Source organism: Limnoraphis robusta CS-951 (assembly GCF_000972705.2).
In genome coordinates this window covers 1-21,986 of sequence record NZ_LATL02000114.1, presented here as the reverse complement: position 1 = coordinate 21,986, position 21,986 = coordinate 1, and the positions used below count along the sequence as shown (strand labels likewise).

Genomic DNA, 21,986 nt, shown 5'->3' with positions numbered 1-21,986 from the left:
TCCTTGAATAAGTTAAGATAAAGTTAGGTGATTTTGGGTGACAGTTAAACTGAAGTTAGAGCTTCAATACCTGGCATTCCTAAAAATCCAGGCTGTTTTTTCACTTGTTCAATCCAACGTAATACGTGAGGATATTGGTCTAACTCTATGTGACCATCACGAGCCAACGCAACGTAAGGAAATGCCGCAATATCAGCAATCGTTGGACGTTCAAACTCTAACCAAGTTCGTTCACTCAAATGGTCGTTTAAAAGGTTGAGAATGAAATGAGATTTTTGAGTGGCTCGTTCAATATTAATCGAAGTTGCGCCAAACACATAATATAAACGAGCATTTTCTGGGCCTTGACGAATTTCTCCCGCAGTTGTTGACAGCCAACGAATCACACGACTCATTGATTCTGCATCCGTTGGGAACCAATCTTCACCGCCATATTGACGCGCTAAATAAACTAAAATGGCTTGAGCATCTTGAAATACGGTTTCACCATCAATTAAGACCGGAACTTGACCAAAAGGATTAATCTTTAGAAACTCCGGTTGTTTATGTTCTCCCTTCATTAAATCAAGCTGAATATATTCATATTCAAGATGCAATAGAGACAAAAACAAACGCACTTTATGAGTATTGCCAGACATTTCGTGACCGTAGAGTTTAATCATTGTCACCTTCCTTTTATCTTTCAATGGGTTGTAGGCTGTGTGATTTTTCTTTGACAGAAGTGAATGACAACAGCATTTTCATTGAGTCCGTCGGTCAGGTTTAGTCTGATCAATCCTATTTCTCAAGATTATAAAACTAAACGAACACCCGTGACTCAAAAAAAGCCTAAAATTGAAAATTCATTCACTCCTAAACAGTTGTCAAAGTTGTTAACTATTCTTAACCAAACGAAACATTTTGTTTCCTTTTATTGAACTGAAGGAGTAAAACTTTACAAACCTATTAGTAGGTAGTTCTGCGTTTAAAAAATTAAGACTTGCACAGTAATTCTGTAAAAAGCGGTTGAATCATCTGATCAAACGCCGAAATTTTGTCATCCGCTAGACGAGAAAAAAGCTGTGCGCCTTGACAGGTTGCGAGAATGCGTTTAGCTTCGGCTTCATCGGAGGATTGACAGCGTAAAACACCCGCCTGACAGCCTCTTTCTAACACCCCTGCTAACCAAGTTTGATTATCCGAGAAAAAGCCTTTAATCTCATCTCGAACTGTTTCCGGTAAAACCGCCCAGTCAGCCGTTAACATTCCACACAAACATAACTGATCCTGTTGTAAACTGTCTCGATACAGGAGAGCAAACTGCATCAATTGTTGTTCGGGGGAATCATTTTTTTGTTCGATTTGCTGGCGTATCCTCCGAAAGCGTTCTCGGTAACATTTCACCAGTTCTCGAACCAAATTATCTTTCGAGGGAAAATGATAATGAATGCTGGCTTTGCGAATTCCCACTTGCTCGGAAATATCGGCGTAACTAAAGGCATTGTAGCCTCGCTTCTGCACGAGATCTTGAGCAACGTCTAAGATTTGTTGAGCGGTTTTTCCTTTCATGCTCTCATTATCTACTGGTTGGTAGATAATTGTCAAGAGGGATTTTTTGCAGGTTCAGCAGAATTTACCAAGTAACGACCACTTTCCCCACAGCTTGACCGGACTCGGCCTGTTGATGAGCGGCGATCGCCAACAGTATGATCATCATCCCAACATTGAGGAGTTTTTGGGAACCCAAGTAAGTTAACAGGATTTAACGGTTAATTACGATGGTCGTTAATATAACGAATTCTTGCACCTGCCCACTGCAATTTTTCCTGTAATGTTTGGTAAAACGAGTAGTTTTCTCGCAGAATAATAAACCGAGTTTGACAATTTGCCATTCGTACATCTACCCGTTGTCCAGGTCGAACGGAAGTAGCTAATACTCCATCTGTCCAGAGTTTGGTTTCATGTTCTGGGTCAGCTAAAGGCCACACACTGACCACTGATCCGGGAGGTAAAACAATGGGACGACTCGATAAACTTAATGGACAAATGGGGGCGACGGTGATGGCTTCCATTCCAGGGTGCATAATCGGGCCATTTGCCGAAGCGTTGTAACAGGTGGAACCCGTAGGTGTAGAGACAATTAAACCATCACCTTGATACTGATCGACGACTTCACCATCGACTTCCATCTCTAAAATAGAAGTGGGCATTCGATAGGGGGAAGCAGGTTTAATACACATTTCATTCAGGGCAAGATAGCGATCGCCAACGGGGGTAAGATTAGTACGATTACCTTCAAATACTGCCGCCTGAACCATCATTCGTTGTTGCATGGCGTAGCGATCTTCAAACATCCGATCAACGACTTGATCGGTATTGCGAACATCCTCAAAAGACTCGGTTAAAAATCCTAAATGTCCGCCGACATTTGCCGCTAAAATGGGAATACCTTCCGGGGCTAAATGACGGGCTGCTGCTAAGGCGGTGCCATCTCCACCTAAAACCACGGCTAGGTCTATCGGATGACTCACGGATGCTAAAAATACCGGATAAGGATTATCTTGAGGGCCACTCGGCCCCATCAATACCCGACAGCCTCGCTTCTCAAAATGGGTTGCAAATTGTTCAGCCCATTGTTTACTTAATGGATCTCTAGCTTTGTGGGCGATGATCACCTGTTTAATTTCCACCGTCTTTCCTCTATGATTATTTTATATCCTGATCTTATCCGGTATCCTCTATCAGTAGCCTATTTGACACTTCTATAAACGAGTTTATCTTAACTCTGAAGGTCTATTTTTACAACCCTAATTTTTGTCTTAACCGATGATGGGAAATTTCATCAAAACGATCCTCAATCTCTTTTTCAAGCCTGATTGTCCTTTGTGCGATCGCCCTGCGGAAAAGCAACTGTGTCTCTATTGTCAAAAACAAATTTTGCGTTGTCAATTTCCTCGAGGAAGTCTATTTTTGGGAGACGTTCCTGTATTGATTTGGGGACAGTACAAAGGGATGTTGAAACAGGCGATTGTGACTCTAAAATATAACAATCATCCTGAAATTGCTCAACCGTTGGGTTATTGGTTGGCTGATGCTTGGTTAAAGACTCCCACTGTACAGAATAAACCCTTGCTAGTGGTTCCTATTCCGATGTTTCCTGAAAAGCAAAAAAAACGGGGATTTAATCAAGCTGAACTTCTCGCCCGTAGTTTTTGTCAGGTGACAGGTTTACCGTTGAAGTCCCAAGGTTTAGAACGGGTACGCGATACACAAGCTCAGTTCGGACTGTCGGCTCAACAAAGGCAAGAGAATTTAAAAGATGCCTTTTGTTTGGGAAAAGATTTACGACGCCCGACTCAGACTCATTCTATTTTAATTGTAGATGATATTTATACCACTGGTGCAACGGTTAAAGCTGCAATTGCAGCATTTAGGGAACATAAAATAGCGGTTGCTGGGGTTGTGGCGATCGCCACGACGAAATCTCTATCTGAGCAATAATCTCTGGAGCGGGAGAATAGAAAGACCACCAAGACACAAAGACACAAAGAGCTATTCTTTGTGCTTTGTATCTTTTTTAAAAGGGTTTAGTCGAGGGCGATTTGGCTAAGTTTCTGACAGGCTTCTTCCCAAGATTTTCCGAGATAGCTTTCTCGTTGAGTGACATAATCAATACAGTGATATCCGATCAGAGGGTGTTGGGAAATTTTGGCTTTTTCTTGACTTTTTTGCAGCCAGCTATTCCAATTAAAGTTGGCTTCGTAGATGTGGCGAATGGCTACTTTTTCGGTTGTGTTTTTGTCATTAATCAAAGAAACTTTGATTTGTTCTCCAATGTTTTGAACTTGTACGATTCTTAAGTGAGCGGGATAATTTCGTAGAGGTAAGCCTGAATTGATCTCTTCTAGTTGCACATTGGGGGTAGAATGTGCTAAACAATCTGGAGTTTTAACGGCTATCTCTGATAAGTTGAGTTTTGCTAATTCTTGAACGTTCTGTAATCTCATAAGTCGTTTCCCTGATGATGTTAAAAAACATTTCCCTCAACAGGATGTGACTTCTAGATGAGGGGTAATAGCTATTATGGCATCGAGTTTTAGTTTCTACCACTATTTAACGATGATGTCAGGAAAATCTGACAATAGTAGTAATTCGGGCGGGAATATAGTTAATCTCTCAGTTGGAAACTGTCTAGAGTTCAAGATCTGAGCGTGAGAATTGCTATAATCCAGTAGAAATATTTCTCAAGTCGCAGACAACAATCAGATCAATTTATGAATGTCTTTAGTAAATTCTATTGTTCTCATTTCAAATGAAAACGCGATAGTCTATTTTGTTTTATTGAAAGTGAGGTGGATCAAGGGTGGCGGCGAGTAACGCGACTTGGGTGCGATCGCGTAAATTTAAACGGCTTAAAATACTCGAAACATGATTTTTGACGGTTCGTTCGGTAATATAAAGGGTTTGAGCGATTTCTCGGTTACTATATCCTCGACTAATTAATTGTAATACTTCTAATTCTCTGGGTGTTAAAAGTTTGAATTCGGCTGGGGTAACTGTTGGGGAGGTGTGGGAAAAATTGCCTGTATTTGTAGCAATAATTTTTTCAAATAATCCAGGGCCAAACTGGGTATACCCTTTATAAACGGCACGAATGGCTTGAGCGAGTTCTTCGGAGGGAGTATCTTTGAGTAAATAGCCTTTGGCTCCATTTTGCATCGCTTTTGTGATATATTCATCATCATCAAATGTCGTTAAAACTAACACCTTTGTTTGGGGGAGTTGTTGAGACAGCGCTCGGGTTGCGGCTACTCCATCCATCACAGGCATTCGCACATCCATTAACACGATATCGGGCTGAAGTTTCAAGGCTAATTCTACGGCGATTTGACCGTTTTCTGCTTCTCCAACGACTTCTAAATCGGGTTTAGCTTGCAATAGACTAGATAAACCTTCGCGGATAATCCCTTGATCATCAACTAATAGAATTTGGATCATGATTGTCTCTTAATTGGGGAATGTTTACGTCTATTTTACATCCTTGACCTGGCTGACTATTGAGTTTAAATAAACCTCCTAAAGCTGTCACCCGTTCCCGCATTCCTTCTAAACCAAAACCCGTTGTATTTTCTTCAGGATAAAACCCGAAACCATTATCTTCTATGGTGAGTTCGATTCTCAAAGGATGTTCTATCAATGATAACTCAACTTTTGTCGCTTGACTATGTTTAGAGATATTTGTTAAGGCTTCTTGGATGACTCGATATAGGGTGATTTCTACATCTGTCGCCGCAGCGTGAATTAAATAAATATCGGATGTTAACTGAATTTGAGTGGTTTGTTGAAATTGTTGGAGGAGTTTAGATAAAGCTGTTTCTAAAGATTGACCTTTTAATGGATGCGATCGCAATTTGGCGACAGATTGACGCACTTCTTGAAGGGCATTTCGACCGAGTTTTCGGGCTTTGTCTAGATGTTCTTCTGCTTTTTCTGGGTCAGTTTGAAGCCACATTTGGGCATTTTCGAGTTGAATACTTTGGGCGGTTAGGTTGTGTCCAACGGAGTCGTGAATTTCTCGTGCAATGCGGTTACGTTCTTGTAAAATAGCGCGATCTTCTGCTAAGATTGCGTATTCTCTTAAGCGTTGGTTGGCTTGAGCAAGTTCTTGTCGGCTTTGTTTTTCTGACAGTAACGTTCCGACTAATAACACCACAAAAATTAAGACAAATCCAAACAATAAAGCAGAATTTAATGTTAAACTAAAGACAACCCAGCGCCAAGATTCAGGAATGGGGTTTTCAGAAGCAGTCGATAGGCTGTTGTTAATGAGCGGAATTCCAACTGGACGAACTCGCAAAAACATTAACACCAGAAAAAACAGATAGGCAAAAAAAGCAACAACAACTCGACCCCGCCAAGGAAACAAAACACAAGCCCGAATTACAACAACCAGCAATAATGCAGATAGAAAACTCGCACCCGGACTTCCACAGAATACCGCTAACCAACTGAGTCCAAACCCTAAAGCAGTATAGAGTCCTTTAATCGTTGATGAACGTTGATTTAAAGGTAATCTCAACCCAATTAATCCTAAAGCTGCAATACTCGCGAAAAAACCGAGGGGAAATAGGGGTTTTTTTCGGCGATTACGGCGAGGAAAATCACGTCTGGGGGGGCGATAATTGGGGTTGAAATTTCGATCTGGGTTAAATTGACGTTCAAGGGGCGGGCGATGTTCGTGAGGGTAGCGGGAGAATTTTGCGCTAGGAGGTGGCGGAAAGGGACTAAAGGCTGTCAGTACCGCAATGGCGAGTAAAATCCATTCCAGGTAAAGGAGTAAACGAAAGGGATGATTGTGTTTGCGAAACCATTGCATAGCTGCAATAATCTAAGGGTTACTCATTAGTATAGAGTGAGTTTTTTCGAGAGACATCGATCAAAATACTTCTATTATTGGGGTGGAGTAGTACCAAAGTCACAGATCGGATAATACTTTAGACTCAGAAAGATTTAGTAACTTTGATCCAGGCGATCGCTGCGGGTTGAGTTATACGATAAGAATATCACGAACCAAGCGTGAATTCACTACAATTTAGAGGTTGGTTTTATGAAGATTCGGAATTTGCTTTGTGCGACGACTGTAGCTTTATTTTTACCGTTTGCGGGGAATGCTTTGGCTGAACCGGGCGATCGCATGGGTCGGATGTTTGAACAGCTTAATCTTTCTGCGGAACAACAACAACAAATTGATAGTATTCAAGAACAGCGTAAAGCGTCTTCAGAAGGTTTGCGTCAACAAATGCAGGCGGCTATGGAACAAATGCGATCGCTTCAAGCTAGTAACGCCAGTGCGGATCAATTGCGTCAACAACACCAACAAATTCAACAGTTACATCAACAAATGGGAAATCAACGTTTTGAAGCGATGTTAGAAATTCGTGAGGTTTTAACGACGGAACAACGAGCGAAATTAGCAGAATTGAAGCCGGAACGAAACTGGCAAGGTCGAGGAGGTCGGGGAGGACGTCAAGCACAACAATAGAAATACAATCCTATCACCATCCTCAATGATCCTCAACAATCCTTCGTAGTGTGTAAACTTTTCGACAGTTAGCCAATTTTTGGGTGCAAAAGTTTTGCGCCCTTATTTTATATCATGTCCGGTTGAACAGTTATAAATAAACGACAGAGGAGTCAGGAGTCAGGAGTCAGGAGACAGGAGGAAATAAAGAAGAAGAAAGAGTCGGATTATGAGAAAGTTTTTTATCACTCATTATCCGTACATGATATTATTTATTAATTCAGAAATTTTTGGGATAAAATGAGAGTTTATTGATGTATAATAGGATTGATGAGATTTTATTTTATCTATAATTTCCCCTAAGTTGGCATTTCCTTTTCTGGCTCCCAAACCGTTAACCGCGCATTCGATTTGACGCACGCCTAAGTTTAGCGCCAGGAGAGAATTTTCTACGGCTTTTCCGAAGTCATCGTGACAGTGAACGGAAACCGTTACTTGTTGGAGTTGGGGGATATTTTGATAAAGATTTTCAAGTAAGTGATAAAAATCTTCGGGTTCAGCCACACCTAAACTATCAGGAATGCTGATGATTTTAGCACCGCTTTCGATAGCCATTTGAACCGCTTCGCCCAAAAAATTAATCTCACTGCGCGTTGCATCAAACGCCGTCCATTGAACTAGAGAACAAGAGTTTTTTGCTTGTGAAATCTGTTGATGAATGGTTGATAAGACTGAGTTTTTATCAACGTTTTTTGAAGATGAATTGAGATTAACTAGGGTATAAATATTAATACAGCTTTTATCAGCTTTTTCTAAGGCTTTTGCAGCTTGCTGAATTTCCGCTTCTTGAGAACCTGCTAACGCACAAATTGTCGAGTTTTTAATAACCTGAGAAACCGCAATAATATCATCAATATCTTTTGTGTATGTTCCCGGATATCCCACTTCTATTGTATCAACTCCCATTTCCTCAAGTTGTTGAGCGATTTTCACTTTATTCTCTCGAGTAAAGTGAACGCCTGGAGTGAGTTCTCCGTCTCGCAGGGTGGTATCAAAAATTATAATCGAAGGATTATCAATCATTATTTTTGATCATTAATATTAATTAGCTTGACGTTTTTTAGGAGTATTTTCAAGTTTATTTTGACTCAAAAATGGATTATCTTTGGATGAAGTATTTGACTGGAAAACCCGATCAAATCGTTTGGTTTTTTCAGAATATTTCCAAGTGATGTTATCAGGATCTTTTTGACGAATCCAGTCTATAAACTGCGGTTTAGTTTTCCATTTACTCAAGGTACTGGGATGAACGTTTAACCGTTTGGCGAGTTCTAATTGATTCAGAGAGTTGGGAATTTCGAGGGGGAGTTTAGTTGAAGCAGGGGGAACCGGAAATAACGCCACTTCATTCTTTTTAGCCGATTCAGATTGAGGGGGTTCAGGCGGTTGAGAAGGGGGAAGGGTTGAGTTTTCCTCGTGTTTTTGTAAGCACTCTATTTGCTCATCCTCTGAACTCAGGAGCCAAGATTTAGCGGTTGAGAAGTAATAGAGAATTCCGCCTTGTTCGGTGACTTCAAACTGAGCGGAAAATTCAGTGGCTCGTTTGTCTAAATATTCTCGTACATTCTCAGCCGGAAGTTTAGCATTCATCGCTAAATCGAGGGGAGTAATCCAACCGTCATTTTGCCGAATTAAGCGATAAAAAACCTGATCGAGATGCGTTAATTGCTCCTGCTGTTTTTTGTGATAACGTTTCCAGATTCGCCACGCAGCGATTCCACCAGCCAACAGCAACAAAAGCGGGATCGTATCTTTCATTACGAGGAATCCTAGCGCAATTGCAATCCCAAAGGCAACATATCCGCTATCGTCCTTTTTCGGTTCGGGTGTATTTTGAGACATGGTTTTCTTTTGGGTGATACTTGCTGAACTGCTCATAATTTGCCATACTTGCGATGCAGAACTCAAGCGGTAATTTGGGGGTTCTTAGCGATTAACTCTCTACTTTGGTTGTGTGAGGAGCTTCAATGGATTTTAATGTTAGACGAGTGGTGACGTTCTTGACGATGGCTGTCGTGATCGTAGGTTGTGCGGGAAATCGCCAGGATCAATGTCGTAAGCTGATGGAGGTTGTAGACCAAGGAAACTTGGCGATCGCTGTTCCGAATAACCAAGATAACAGCGCAACAACCCTTAGATTAGCACAAGAACTGAATCTTGTTGCGGATCAGATGCAGAAACTTTATTTAACTAAAGGTAAACTGAAGAAAATTCGCTTAGGTTTTACAGAAGTCTTTCGTGAATTTGCAGTGGTTCTTAACGAAATGGGTCAAGCATTAGAAGCGGGAGAAAAAACACCGATTAGCCTAGAAGGTCGTGCCGAATTAGCCAAATCAATCGAGAAGGTCAATCAAATCAGTCAACGAACAAATCCGATTAGTGAAAAAGCCGAGAAACTGATGGCGGAGATGACTAAATATTGTCCGCCTGAGTCTCTAAAACCCGAAGAACCCAACTCTAACAGTGACCAGTGAACAGTAACCAGTGACCAGTGAACAGTGACCAGTGAACAGTGAACAGTAACCAGTGATAACTGTAAAAACTGGTAACTAATAACTAATAACTGTAAACTGTAAACTGTAAAAACTGTAAACTGTAAACTGTAAACTGTAAACTGTAAAAGCTGGTCACTGTAAACTGTAAACTGTAAACTGTAATGAACCCGCCCTTACAAAACTCTTGCCTCTTGCCTTTTTTAATGATGAATTTCTAGACTCAAAACATAACGACCGAGTTGTAATTTTTCTGACCAAAGTTCGTATTCTAGTCGCAGAGATTCGGGTAAGGGAGAACCAATTAATTCTAAGTTGCGAGTAAAATTACGAAGTCTAAATTGACTTGGAACGGTTTCCGAGTCCGTTTGTAAATAATAACGACTAATCCCATACATCCCTTTTTGCCACAAATGACGATAGCTATATTTGCTATTTCCCTGCATGGTCATAACGGCTCGATAGGGGGAAACTTCTAGCCACAACAACCGGGGTTTGTGGGGCGTTGTGGGCTTGGGTTCGGCGTTAATTGTATCAGGTTCCCAGTCAAAAATTTCGGGTTCATGTAACAGCAAATGAAATTGTTCGTGATCTCTTTGATAGAGGGTTGCTGCTGTTTCCACGAGCGATCGCACGGGTAAGTCCACTGAAACGACAGAAAGACTTACAGGTTTGCGAGAATGTGTTAGCATATGCTTTATGATTAACCGTAAATCCCCAGTCTTAGTTGTCATTTAGTACAAGGAAAGCGGTAGGATGACTAGGGAAATCCATCCTATTCTTATCCTATGCTAACTGGGATTATTGAAACCAAAACTTCAGAAAGTCAACAGACTCTCACAATTGAGCCGCCAACATCGGGTTTATCTTTACAGGGTTCTATCCGTATACCTGGAGATAAATCAATCTCCCATAGGGCGTTAATGTTGGGGGCTTTGGCGACAGGAACCACGACCATTGAAGGGTTGCTTTTAGGCGCTGATCCGCGTAGTACCGCGAGTTGTTTTTCTCTGTTGGGAGCGCAAGTTTCCGAGTTAAATGAACAACGGGTTGAAGTACAAGGAATTGGCTTAGGTCAACTCCATGAACCGACTGAGATTTTAGATGCCGGAAATTCGGGAACAACCTTGAGGTTAATGTTAGGAATTCTCGCCTCTCATCGGGATCGCTTTTTTACTGTTACCGGAGATCATTCTTTAGTCCGGCGTCCGATGGATCGAGTCGTTAAACCGTTACAACAAATGGGGGCGATGATTTGGGGGCGTCAGGGCGGTTCTTTTGCGCCTTTAGCCATTCAAGGTCAACGCCTGAACCCGATTCATTATAATTCGCCAATTGCCTCCGCACAAGTCAAATCCTGTATTTTGCTGGCGGGGTTGATGACGGAAGGGGAAACAACGGTGACGGAACCTGCGTTATCGCGAGATCACAGTGAACGGATGTTACGGGCGTTTGGGGCGACGGTGAAAGTTGATCCACAGACCCATAGCGTGACGGTAACAGGGCCAGCAACGTTACAGGGTCAACCCGTTGTGGTTCCGGGGGACATTAGTTCAGCCGCGTTTTGGCTGGTTGCTGGGGCGATTGTTCCCGGTTCGGAGTTGTTGGTGGAAAATGTGGGCGTGAACCCAACTCGTACCGGAATTTTAGACGCTTTGGCGATGATGGGGGCGGATATTCAACCGGAAAATCAACGGGAAGTCGCCGGAGAACCTGTCGCTGATTTACGAGTAAAATACAGCCCATTGAAAGCTTGTACTCTAGAAGGCTCGTTAATTCCTCGATTAATTGATGAGATTCCAATTTTAGCAGTTGCGGCAACTTCTGCACAAGGAACAACCATTATTCGAGATGCGGAAGAATTGCGAGTCAAAGAAAGCGATCGCATTACTGTGATGGCGGCGGAATTAAACCGCATGGGGGCGAAAATTACCGAGTTACCCGATGGGATGGAAATTGTCGGCGGAACGGCTTTAACCGGGGCGGAAGTTGATAGTTATACCGATCATCGAATTGCGATGAGTTTAGCGATCGCCGCGTTAAAAGCCCGTGGAAAAACCACCATTGGTCGAGCCGAAGCTGCTTCGATTTCCTATCCTCAGTTTACCACAACTTTGGAACAAATTTGCGGTTAAATTCTTAAAAAATTGTGGGTTAAAGATTAGCCGAAAAACCACAAAGACACAGAGAACACTTTAGAGAAAATCTTTGTGTCTTTGTGTCTTTGTGTTGAGTCTCCTCTATTTCAAGGTGTTAAACAAAATCTTGTTCACTGATCTGACTGGGATTAACTCCCAATACCACCGCTAAAAATTCTCCTGTTGACTGAACTTGAATCACCGTTCCGGTTGAACTCGAAGTAATATTTAACTGTTGAAACGTTAACGGACTAATCAACTCAATCACATCTTGAGTATCAGTAAAATCAACAATAACATCCGCCGTTTCAACTGTATTTCCACCCGTTCCGAACCCGATAACAAACGCATCATTTCCTAAGCCACCTGTTAGGGTATCAGCACCTAAATCTCCCATTAAGCGATCATTTCCAAAGTCGCCAAAGAGTTGATCATTTCCCTCTCCACCCCACAAGCGATCGCTACCTCTGTCTCCATAAATAATATCATTTCCGGCATCTCCTTGCATTTGATCATCGCCTTGTCCACCAAACAAAACATCATCTCCTACTTCTCCGCTTAACGCATCCGCACCACTTTGTCCATAAACTAAATCAAAACCCCCTTCTCCAGACAAGCGATCATTTCCTTGATTTCCAAATAAAATATCCTCAAAATCAGAACCAACCCCTGTATCATCTAATTCACTTAAACTGATAACCACAGGTTCGGAAAAAGTCTGTTGTTGTCCGATATTATCATTGTCGCTGATATTGAGTGAAAGTTGATCAATTCCTAAGTTATCATAGCGGGAATCCTCGCTATTTACGGTATGAGAAATGGTTCCAATGTGTGAACCTTCGACGAGGGTATCATCAACCGCAGTCACCGTTATAGTTTGCGAAATATTCCAGTTAAACGGGGTAAAGGTGAGGGTTTGTTTGTCCGTTTGAAGTTGAGAATTAGGGTTAATATTAATCTCAACATTGGCTGTGGGTTCACTATTGAGGACTATCTTATAAACATCATTTCCAAACCCTTCAATTACATCAGTTCGACGCACAGGTTGAATCAGCGAAATTCCTGGTTCTCCAGGGGGTAAGGGTTCGTCATTTTCGATAATATCAACAGTGAGATTTTCCTGTATTCTCCCATCTATTCTGATCGGAGTATTACGATTATAATTGGAGTCATTACTAGAAATCGCATGATTAATTGTACTGGTGTGAATATCAGCTTCGACATCATCATCATCAATCGCTGCGACGGTAACAGTTTGCGGTTCATTCCAATTTTGTGGCGTAAAAATCAGGTTTCTTTCAGTTTCCGCACCCCTTCCTAAATCAACTTGACTATCAGGAGTAATGGTAACAGTAACATCGGCTGTCGGTTGACTGTTGAGAACCACTCGGTAGGTATCGGTTAAGCCATCTTCGCTGACTTCTGTGCGGTTTGAAGTTTGAGTAATTAAGACTTCCGCCACATCATTATCTGTCAAATTTACATTAACATTAGCAACTTCTAAACCATCAAAATTTCGATCTGAACTTCTAACCGTATGGCGAATGATTTCTGTCGTATCTCCCTGAACAATATTATCATCCGTCGTGACAACAGTAACAATTTGGGGAATATTCCAGTTGGTTTCATCAAATTCAATTGCGAGGATTGAATTCAGGCGATCGCTTGTGTTAAACTCTATCGTAACTGGAAGTACGGGAGGTGAACTCAAAACAATTTCATAACTCGCGGTTGCTTCTCCTTCGGTTAAAGTCAGATTCCGAGTATTAATTACAAAAATCTCTGCATCGACATCATTATCGAGAACTTCTACATTAACGGTACGAACTTGTAAGTCTCTATAATTTTCATCTTCGCTGACAATTTCATGGGAAATTGCAATCGTTTCATCTCCTTCTGGGATTAAATCATCTATCGCTTCAACGGTTACAGTTTGGGGAATATTCCAGTTATTAGAATTAAAGGTAATGGGATTAATCGGATTAATTTGTTCATTGGTTTCAAACTGAATAGTTACAGGAAGTTCAGGTTGTCGCGTTAAAACCAGAGAGTAACTATCTGTCTCCCCCTCTTCAGAAACCGTTAAATTTGTGGGTGCGATAGAAACATCAACAATATCATTTTCGGCAATTTCAATATTGACATCATCCAGGATAAATCCGTTATAATTTTGATCCTCGCTAGTCACAACATGAGTAATTAAACTGTTATGGGTTCTGTCTTCGACTAAATTATCATCAATGGCTTGAATTTCTATCGTTTGAGGAATACTCCAGTTGGTTTCATCGAAGGTAATTGTTGTAATCGGTTCAATTTGATTATCGGTTTGAAATCGAATGGTAACAGGTTCAGTGGGAATGGTTGTTAAAACCAAATTGTAGTTATCGGTAATTCCTGACTCTGTAACCGATAATTCTGTTTGAGAAATATCAATTCTCGCCACTTCATTATCAATAATTTCAACAGTAGCCGTATTTTGAGATCCGATTTCAGTTCCCACACTGGGATTAACCAACTCAAGGAAAAAGGTTTCATCCTCTTCAACTAAATCATCATCAATAATCGGAATATCAACTGTAGCAGTTCTTTGATTCGCCGCAAATCGAACCGAAATCAAATTCTCATCAAAATATTCTCCGGCGGTTGCGGTTCCCTCCGTTAATTCAACGTCTACTGTAGACGCTTTAGAGATATCTCCGGTACGATTAATGGTAATTTCAGCACCAACAATCGTTCCATCTTCATTGATTTGATAATCCGTTTGCGAAAATTCTACAGTTGGGGGTATATCATTATCGATAATTGTAATATTAGCCGTTGCTGTACCTAATAGAATTCCCTCAGAAGGATTAGACAAGCTTAATAACGCCGTTTCATTCCCTTCAAAGACAATATCATCTAAGACTTGAAACGTCACACTAGCAGTATTGTTTCCATCAGGAATCGTAAGCTGAAAATTAGATAAGGTGTAATCGTTAGAGGTAATTCCAATTCCCGAAACATCCAGATTAACCGTTTGTTCCCCGTCTACATTCGCTGAAGCGGTAACGGTAACAGTAATTGCAGTTGTATTTGCTTCTTCTCCTGTCGTTAAATCAACTGATAAATCAACAATGGGAAGATCATTATCCAGGTTAGTTACTGTGATATTTTCCGGGTTGCGGTTGTTATAATTGGGATCATTACTAATCGCAGATTCGGTGATAATTCTGTACTCAATATCCCCGTCAACGAGAGAATCATCAACACCTGTAACCGTGACAATTTGAGGAGTTAACCAATTGTCGGGAGTAAAGGTTAAACTCGGCGGAAAAACAACACCTTCTAGTGAGTTATCACTGATTAAGTTTAGGGTAACATTATCAATGGGTTGAGTATTCAGTACGACTTGAAAAGTTGCGGTTTCTCCTGCTTCACTTGTTACCAGTCCACTCGTCGGACTGATGCTAATTCCCGGCGTTTCATTATCCGTATTAACGACTGCAATATCTTCGGGATTGAAACCGTTATATTTACCATCGGAACTAATCGCATTGGCTGTAATAATGCTATAATTAATGTCACCATCAGCGATCAAATCATCAACACCTGTAACCGTTACTCTTTGTGGAAGTTGCCAATTTTGCGGCGTAAAAGTTAACGTTTCTCTAGACAGAATTCCTTCTGCGGTGTTGCTACTGATGAGGTTGAGAATTACATTAGCGGTGGGTTCAGAGGTGAGAAAAACATCAAAAGTCGCGCTTCCTCCCGCTTCACTGGTGACCAGTCCACTCGTCGGAGTCACAACAATTTCTGCTGTATCATTATCAGTATTCGTAACACTAATATCTACTGGGTTTAATCGGTTATAGTTGGGGTCAGTTGTTGTGATATCCGGTGTGGTAATGATAGTATAAAGAATATCATCATCATCAATATTATCATCAACACCCGTCACCATCACCATCTGCGGAATATTCCAGTTATCGGGTGTAAATGTTACCGCGTTTGTAGAAACAATTCCTTCTGTAATATCGCTACTGCTAATTCTAATGGTGATATCATCAACGGGTTCAGTATTGAGAAAAATTTCAAAACTATCGCTTCCTCCTGCTTCTGTCGTCAGCAAACCATTCACCGGAGTAATGGTAATTCCGGGTGTTTCATTATCTGCGTTAACGAGGTTAACATCTTCTGGGTTAATGTTGTTATAATTGGGGTCATTACTAACAGCAGTATCCGTAATAATAGAATAAGATAAATCCCCATCGGCGATATCATCATCAACTCCGGTAACAATAACAATTTGGGAAATATTCCAATTTTCGGGAGTAAAGATTACCTCTGAAATGGAAAGGCTTCCTTCGTTGGGGTTACTACTATTGAGGTTAAAACTAACTTCTGCTGTCGGTTGGGAAGTCAGAAAAATTTCAAAAGTTGCGATATCTCCTGCTTCCGTTGTTGTGAGTCCATTAATTGGGGTAACAACAATTCCGACTTGATCATTATCGAGGTTTGTGAAGTTAATATCGGGTAAATTAAAGTTGTTGTAAGTTAAATCATTACTGCTAACTGTTGGGGTAATACTGTAGTTAATATTCCCGTCAACGATATCATCATCAACTCCGGTGACTGTAAAAATTTGGGAGTTATTCCAATTTTCGGGAGTAAAGGTTAATGTTTCAGCAGAAAGACTTCCTTCGTCGGCGTTGGTATTTTCTAAGTTAATAATAACGTTTGCTGTCGGTTGAGAGTTGAGAATGAATTCATAGTTAACGCTATCTCCGTCTTCTGTCGTAATCGCTTCAACGGGAGGGATTAAAGTAATTCCAACAACATCATTATCAAGGTTGGTTAGGGTAATATCTGCTAACTGAAACCCATTATAATTACTATCCTGACTAATAACGTTTGAGGTAACAGTATATTCCAGATCTCCATCAACAATATTATCATCGACTCCTGTCACTGTAAAAGTTTGGGGAATATTCCAATTTTCGGGAGTAAAGGTTATCGTTTCTGGAGAAACAACTCCTTCGTTGGAATTACTACTATTAAGATTAACAAGAACATCTGCTATCGGTTGAGAAAACAGAACTAATTCAAAGTCAATACTATCTCCATTTTCTGTCGTGATCAGTTGAGGAGGGAATATTCTTTCAATTCCAATAACATCATTATCTTCGTTAGTTAGGGTAATATCTTCTAACTGAAAATTGTTGTAATTCTCATCCTCACTATTAACCGTTGTAACAATATTATAGTCAATATCTCCATCAACAATATTATCATCAACTCCCGTAACCGTAACCGTTTGAGGAATGTTCCAATTTTCTGAAGTAAAGGTGATGGTTTCAGTAGAAAGACTTCCTTCGTCGGGGTTAGTATTTTCTAAGTTAATAATAACGTCTGCGATGGGTTGGGAAAAAAGAACGAATTGATAATTAATGCTATCTTCCTCTTCTGAGGTAATGGCTTCAAGGGGAGGAGTTAAAGTTATTCCAACAACATCATTATCCCGGTTTGTTAGGGTAATATCTTCTAACTGAAAATTGTTGTAATTCTCATCCAGACTGCTAACTGTTGGGGTAATAATATAGTTAACATCCCCATCCACAATATTATCATCAACTCCATTAACCGTAACCGTTTGAGGAGTATTCCAATTTTCGGGAGTAAAGGTTATTGTCTCTGCTGAAAGGCTTCCTTCGTCGGGGTTAGTATTTTCTAAGTTAATAATAACGTCTGCGGTGGGTTGGGAAAAAAGAACGAATTGATAATTAATGCTATCTCCGTCTTCTGAGGTAATGGCTTCAACGGGAGGGGTTAACAAAATTCCAACCGTATCATTATCCGTAATGGTTATAACATCTGAATTATTGTCTGTTAGGAGATAATTAGAACCTTCTACGAGATTAATTTGAACCGTTTCTTCGGGGTCAAAAATATCATCATCAACCGTAACAACATTTAAGGTTGCGGTGGTGACTCCGGCTTCTATTGTAAAAGTATTCTGGGTGATACTTGTAATTCCCGTTCCCGCTTCTAAGGTATAATCTTCTGGATTAACTGCACTGCTTTGATTGAGATCAAACTCAACAATTAAAGGCTGGTTAATGGGTTCATCAAGGGTAACAGTAAAACTTCCAATTTCGCCTTCTGTTGGGGAAGTATTCGCCGCAATGCTAACTTGAACCGTTCCCACTAAACTAATGGTTGTTTCGGCAATATTACTGTTAGAAGTGCCATCATTAACGCTAATATTAATAATGCGATCGCTTAAATCAGGATTGAGTATGCTATTGTTATAAACAATCTGAGAAATCGCGGTTTGATAGTCTACTAGAGATGCGGTTCCTTGCAGTTGTAATTGTCCACTGACAGAATTATAAGCAGTCGCCCTAATTCCAGCAGGAAGTTCTCCATTAACCGCTAAACTCTCTGCTTGTCCATTTAAAGGATTGGTTAAAATAACTGTTGCAGAGGCTAAATTTTCGCTATCTGCATCCTCAATTTCAACATCAGTATCCGCCACCGCGACAGGGTTTCGTCCTTCGGTAAAGCGGGTACTGTAGTTGTTTCCAGTCATTCCGCTACTATCGTCTTCATCTAAGTCTAAAATAGGGGCAGTATTAGCGGTGATCGGTGTTGAAAATTCTGAGGTATTATTATTAATATCGGTCGCAGTAGCAGTAATTGAACGTTGGTCTGCTAGAAGTTCAACATCGAAGCTAACGGTAAACGGAATATTACTGGTTGCTAGAGTTTCTCCTAAAAAAGTTCGTCCTTGGCGATCGCTTGCTCCGAGTAATTCATTGGCAAAAAATTGTATCGTAAAGGTAGAACCGGGCGTACTGTCAAGAATTCCTTGTATTTGAATACTTTCTTCTTCTAAAGTCGCCGTTAATAGGTCAGGATAATTTTGTAACGTATTCGCCCCAGTATCCGCATCTCCAAAATCATTAATACTGGTTCCATCATTGTTTAAATCAATCCCAATATCCGCAAAACTTAAGCCATTGTCAAAGATAGAATTGCTGAGAATTGCATTTCCTTCTCCTGACTCAACGGTAACACCATCTCCATTATTAAAAGCGATAATATTTCCCGCTTCTATTCCTCCAATGGTATTATTATTCGCATTGTTAAAGACAAGAATACCACTTTGACTATTTCCTAACGGTGTATTTCCATTAGAAGTAGTCCCTATCCAATTTCCTTGAATGAGGTTATTGCTTGCTGCAACACCATTGAGTTCAATTCCGTTGGTATCATTTCCTGAGATTAAATTACCCGCCCCAGAAAGGCTTCCACCAACTTGATTATTCTCCTCTTGAAATATCCCAATTCCCGCCCCACTATTTCCTAAATCGGCGGTTCCTGAAATGTTGGTTCCGATGAAATTTCCTTGAATAATATTATCCCCAGAAGTATCCAGTTGAACTCCATTTCGACCATTTCCCGATATTAAATTACGAGTTTGTGGTGTGGTTCCCCCAATCAAATTGCCGCTAGTTCCCCCACCCAAAAAAATTCCATCTACTGTATTTCCGAGATCAATATTTCCGGTAACATCAGTCCCAATATAGTTCCCTTGAATGGTATTATTTCCAGCAGTAATCAAACGAATTCCTTCAGCAAAACGATTAATTACAAATCCTTTAACTGTACTATTTCCGGCGGTAATCGTTAAGCCACTGACTAAATCAGAAATATTACTTCCATCGATTTCAATTAACGGCGTATTTGTATATCCAGGCTGAGAAGTTGCATCTAAAATCGCCGCATCAGTAACACTTGGAAGAGGAGAAAAAGGTCGAATGCTAAAAGTTCCAGTATTGGGATTAAAACCGGGGTCAGTTTGGGGAATATTAAAGCTAATAATATCAGTTCCCGCAACTTGATTAGCAGTGGTAATTACCTGTCGCAATGAACCGACCCCAGAATCATTGGTATTGGTGACAATTAACGAGCGATCGCCGATAGTGAGACTAGCAGTATTTAAAGTCGTTAACGCATATCCATTTCCCGGTTGTAAACTGACTTCTATCCTTTCATCGGTTTCACTAATATTATCAAAAACGGGAATAACTTCTAAGGTTGCTGTTGTCGCCCCTGCTGCAATTGTCAAACTATTGGCTGTGAGATTCGTGATATTATTTCCCGCCGCAAAGCTATAATCAAGGTTATTTGTTGCATCTCCAGCAATATTAAAATTAATCGTTAATCCTTCTGGGGGAACAGGTTGATTGATACTGATTTCAAAAATACCATTCGTTTGTCCGTTTTCAATCGGATTGATTCCGGGTAAAATGGTAATCGCTGGATCAATTGTTGAGATAAAAACATCAGAAACGCCGTTCGTATCTCCTGGTACTAAATTATCCGCTAAGGATTCAAATACAACGAAATTTCCATCTCCTGAAACAATACCTTGAAACGAATTTGCATTTCCTTCGTTGCCTGTATCACTAATAGAAACTCTGGTAATCAGACCATTGCCTTGATCAAAAATTCCATCCCCATCAGGATCACGATCATGAACAAAAATATCTTCAACGCCGTTATTATCACCGATAACAAAGTTAGAAGAACGAGAACTAAAACCAACAAATCGACCATCATCAGATATACTCGGTTGAGAGGAAGCTTGATTTCCACCCATACCATTTGAGTCTTGAGAAACGCGAGTTGTTACTCCGGTTTGACGATCATAAACAAAGATATCTAAAGCGTTATTATTATCTCCTTCTACTAAATTGCTGGCTAAAGACTCAAAGGCAATAAAGCGATTATTCCCCGAAAATATCGGATCAAAAGAAGCATTATTCGCTTCAACTCCATTAATTCCTAATGAAATACGAGTGATAATACTATTACCTTGATCAAAAATCCCATTTCCATCCGGATCGCGATCATGAAGAAAAAGATCTCGAACCCCGTTTGTATCGCCTGCAACCAGGTTGTTGGCGTCGGACTCAAACACCATAAACCGCCCATCACTAGAAATAGAAGGGTCAAAGGAGTCATCATTTCCCTGTATACCAATCCCATTCACCGACATTCGGACGGTGCGACCATTTCCCTCGTCGAAAATTCCATTCCCATCGGGGTCGCGATCATGAACAAAAATATCCCATGCCCCTTGATTGTTGTCTCTGGCAACCAGGTTATCCGCCCGCGACTCAAAGGCGACAAACCGTCCATTGGGGGTGATAACGGGATTTCGCGAGGAACCGTTTCCACTGACTCCATTTGTATTAATTGAAACTCGGGTTGTCGTATCATTTTCTTCGTCAAAAATGCCGTTTCCATCGGCATCGCGATCGCGAACAAAAATATCCCATTCTTCAGCATTATTATCTCCAGGCGCGAGATTATTGGCTTTAGATTCAAAGGCTACAAACCTTCCATCTGGAGTTAGAGCGGGTAAAATTGCATCAGAAAATGCTCCCGATTTATCGTTTCCTTCTTGTCCAAAACTATTAACAGAAACGCGAGTGGTAATTCCAGTTTGGCGATCGCGAAGAAAGACATCTGAAACGCCGTTGTTATCATCAGGAACGAGGTTATTTGCGTTAGATTCAAAGGCAACAAATCGGCTATCTGGGGAAATTATACCATCTTGAGAACCAGAATTCTGTGGATCTGGAGCAGCTTGTTCACCTTGCGAATTGACTGAAACTCGTTCAATTGTAAAAAGGCTTTGATAATTTTTTTGAACGTCCTCAACAAAAGCAATATTTGAGATAATATTTCCGATTTTAATATCAAGTTCCCAGTTTCCGCCTTTATTTTTACAACCGACTGGGGTACTAGAAGCGGCAATATTTGCTCCCGTGAGTTGATGTAAATATTGGATAAAATCTGTACTTTTTTGAGCCAGATTACAACCATACAGCAGAATTTCTGAAACGTTCCACTGTTGGAGTAAAGCCCGATATTGATCTAGATTCTCTAAACTTAAATTAAGATTTCCAAAGTGTAAAATATTGGCTGAAGCGTGCGTAACCAGATGTAGGCTTTTAACCGAAGAATTTGCGGTTTTAATGGCAGTTGTAATTTGTTCAATTGCATCTCGGTTCGGATGAAGTGTTAAAACTTTTGCACCCCGACGAACCCCTGAAATTAATCTAGCAATATCAAACAAATCGGCGGCAAATACGACTAACATTCCTTGAGATATCTGTTTGATACTCAATGAATCTTTCACTAACAATGTTTGACTAGATCTCACTTTCATTTTGACCTTTTTTGATAATTTATTGTATTGTTTACCGATGTCCCTGATAGAAATAATATGAAATACTTAAATAT

14 protein-coding genes are annotated in these 21,986 nt (G+C 40.5%); 4 read left to right on the top strand and 10 right to left on the bottom strand.

The window, feature by feature from the left end:
- Positions 1-44: 44 nt before the first annotated feature.
- The 3 genes from WN50_RS10235 to WN50_RS10220 form a co-directional block, all read right to left on the bottom strand.
- Complete coding sequence (locus tag WN50_RS10235) at positions 45-662, bottom strand: glutathione S-transferase family protein (protein WP_046278986.1); 618 nt, start codon at positions 660-662, stop codon at positions 45-47.
- Positions 663-972: 310 nt separating this feature from the next.
- Positions 973-1,548 (bottom strand): TetR/AcrR family transcriptional regulator, encoded by a 576-nt coding sequence (locus tag WN50_RS10225; protein WP_046278984.1) that lies wholly within the window; start codon positions 1,546-1,548, stop codon positions 973-975.
- Between the two features lie 200 nt (positions 1,549-1,748).
- On the bottom strand, positions 1,749-2,669 hold the full coding sequence (locus WN50_RS10220; RefSeq protein WP_046278983.1) for an NAD(+) kinase: 921 nt from the start codon (positions 2,667-2,669) through the stop codon (positions 1,749-1,751).
- Positions 2,670-2,805: 136 nt separating this feature from the next.
- Here WN50_RS10220 and WN50_RS10215 point away from each other — a divergent pair, with 136 nt between their 5' ends.
- A complete protein-coding gene (locus WN50_RS10215) occupies positions 2,806-3,480 on the top strand; it encodes a ComF family protein (protein ID WP_046280821.1) in 675 nt (224 codons plus the stop codon).
- 86 nt (positions 3,481-3,566) lie between these two features.
- Here WN50_RS10215 and WN50_RS10210 read toward each other — a convergent pair whose 3' ends face one another.
- From WN50_RS10210 to WN50_RS10200, 3 genes are all read right to left on the bottom strand, one after another.
- Positions 3,567-3,986 carry a hypothetical protein gene (locus tag WN50_RS10210; RefSeq protein ID WP_046280822.1) on the bottom strand — a complete coding sequence of 140 codons (420 nt, stop codon included), beginning with the start codon at positions 3,984-3,986 and terminating at the stop codon, positions 3,567-3,569.
- Between the two features lie 331 nt (positions 3,987-4,317).
- On the bottom strand, positions 4,318-4,977 hold the full coding sequence (locus tag WN50_RS10205) for a response regulator transcription factor (RefSeq protein WP_046280823.1): 660 nt from the start codon (positions 4,975-4,977) through the stop codon (positions 4,318-4,320).
- Positions 4,955-6,355, bottom strand: coding sequence for a sensor histidine kinase (locus WN50_RS10200; protein ID WP_046280824.1), 1,401 nt, complete (start codon positions 6,353-6,355; stop codon positions 4,955-4,957). Before WN50_RS10200 ends, WN50_RS10205 begins: the two co-directional genes overlap by 23 nt.
- Positions 6,356-6,586: 231 nt before the next feature.
- Here WN50_RS10200 and WN50_RS10195 point away from each other — a divergent pair, with 231 nt between their 5' ends.
- Positions 6,587-7,021: a Spy/CpxP family protein refolding chaperone gene (locus WN50_RS10195; RefSeq protein ID WP_046280825.1), complete on the top strand. Its 435-nt coding sequence runs from the start codon at positions 6,587-6,589 to the stop codon at positions 7,019-7,021.
- Positions 7,022-7,252: 231 nt separating this feature from the next.
- Here the strand turns inward: WN50_RS10195 and WN50_RS10190 are convergent, their stop codons facing one another.
- Both WN50_RS10190 and WN50_RS10185 read right to left on the bottom strand, forming a co-directional pair.
- A complete protein-coding gene (locus WN50_RS10190) occupies positions 7,253-8,083 on the bottom strand; it encodes a beta/alpha barrel domain-containing protein (protein WP_046280826.1) in 831 nt (276 codons plus the stop codon).
- Between the two features lie 18 nt (positions 8,084-8,101).
- Complete coding sequence (locus tag WN50_RS10185) at positions 8,102-8,938, bottom strand: hypothetical protein (RefSeq protein ID WP_049558997.1); 837 nt, start codon at positions 8,936-8,938, stop codon at positions 8,102-8,104.
- Positions 8,939-9,027: 89 nt separating this feature from the next.
- Between WN50_RS10185 and WN50_RS10180 the strand changes: the two genes are divergently transcribed.
- Positions 9,028-9,534 carry a hypothetical protein gene (locus WN50_RS10180; RefSeq protein ID WP_046280827.1) on the top strand — a complete coding sequence of 169 codons (507 nt, stop codon included), beginning with the start codon at positions 9,028-9,030 and terminating at the stop codon, positions 9,532-9,534.
- Between the two features lie 221 nt (positions 9,535-9,755).
- On the opposite strand, the gene WN50_RS10175 is transcribed toward WN50_RS10180, so the two are convergent.
- Positions 9,756-10,244 carry a hypothetical protein gene (locus tag WN50_RS10175; RefSeq protein WP_046280828.1) on the bottom strand — a complete coding sequence of 163 codons (489 nt, stop codon included), beginning with the start codon at positions 10,242-10,244 and terminating at the stop codon, positions 9,756-9,758.
- A 96-nt stretch (positions 10,245-10,340) separates the two neighbouring features.
- Between WN50_RS10175 and aroA the strand changes: the two genes are divergently transcribed.
- The gene (gene aroA, locus WN50_RS10170; RefSeq protein ID WP_046280829.1) at positions 10,341-11,687 is read left to right on the top strand and encodes a 3-phosphoshikimate 1-carboxyvinyltransferase; all 1,347 of its coding nucleotides are present in this window, start codon (positions 10,341-10,343) and stop codon (positions 11,685-11,687) included.
- A gap of 118 nt (positions 11,688-11,805) precedes the next feature.
- Here the strand turns inward: aroA and WN50_RS10165 are convergent, their stop codons facing one another.
- Positions 11,806-21,912 (bottom strand): DUF4347 domain-containing protein, encoded by a 10,107-nt coding sequence (locus WN50_RS10165; RefSeq protein ID WP_046280830.1) that lies wholly within the window; start codon positions 21,910-21,912, stop codon positions 11,806-11,808.
- Between the last annotated feature and the right edge of the window lie 74 nt (positions 21,913-21,986).

What these genes read in the sequence shown, in the direction of transcription:
- WN50_RS10235 (WP_046278986.1), bottom strand. Translation starts at nt 662, where the DNA reads ATGATTAAACTCTACGGTCACGAAATGTCTGGCAATACTCATAAAGTG.
- WN50_RS10195 (WP_046280825.1), top strand. Translation starts at nt 6,587, where the DNA reads ATGAAGATTCGGAATTTGCTTTGTGCGACGACTGTAGCTTTATTTTTA.
- WN50_RS10205 (WP_046280823.1), bottom strand. Translation starts at nt 4,977, where the DNA reads ATGATCCAAATTCTATTAGTTGATGATCAAGGGATTATCCGCGAAGGT.
- WN50_RS10180 (WP_046280827.1), top strand. Translation starts at nt 9,028, where the DNA reads ATGGATTTTAATGTTAGACGAGTGGTGACGTTCTTGACGATGGCTGTC.
- WN50_RS10225 (WP_046278984.1), bottom strand. Translation starts at nt 1,548, where the DNA reads ATGAAAGGAAAAACCGCTCAACAAATCTTAGACGTTGCTCAAGATCTC.
- WN50_RS10165 (WP_046280830.1), bottom strand. Translation starts at nt 21,912, where the DNA reads ATGAAAGTGAGATCTAGTCAAACATTGTTAGTGAAAGATTCATTGAGT.
- WN50_RS10200 (WP_046280824.1), bottom strand. Translation starts at nt 6,355, where the DNA reads ATGCAATGGTTTCGCAAACACAATCATCCCTTTCGTTTACTCCTTTAC.
- aroA (WP_046280829.1), top strand. Translation starts at nt 10,341, where the DNA reads ATGCTAACTGGGATTATTGAAACCAAAACTTCAGAAAGTCAACAGACT.
- WN50_RS10210 (WP_046280822.1), bottom strand. Translation starts at nt 3,986, where the DNA reads ATGAGATTACAGAACGTTCAAGAATTAGCAAAACTCAACTTATCAGAG.
- WN50_RS10215 (WP_046280821.1), top strand. Translation starts at nt 2,806, where the DNA reads ATGATGGGAAATTTCATCAAAACGATCCTCAATCTCTTTTTCAAGCCT.
- WN50_RS10190 (WP_046280826.1), bottom strand. Translation starts at nt 8,083, where the DNA reads ATGATTGATAATCCTTCGATTATAATTTTTGATACCACCCTGCGAGAC.
- WN50_RS10175 (WP_046280828.1), bottom strand. Translation starts at nt 10,244, where the DNA reads ATGCTAACACATTCTCGCAAACCTGTAAGTCTTTCTGTCGTTTCAGTG.
- WN50_RS10185 (WP_049558997.1), bottom strand. Translation starts at nt 8,938, where the DNA reads ATGAGCAGTTCAGCAAGTATCACCCAAAAGAAAACCATGTCTCAAAAT.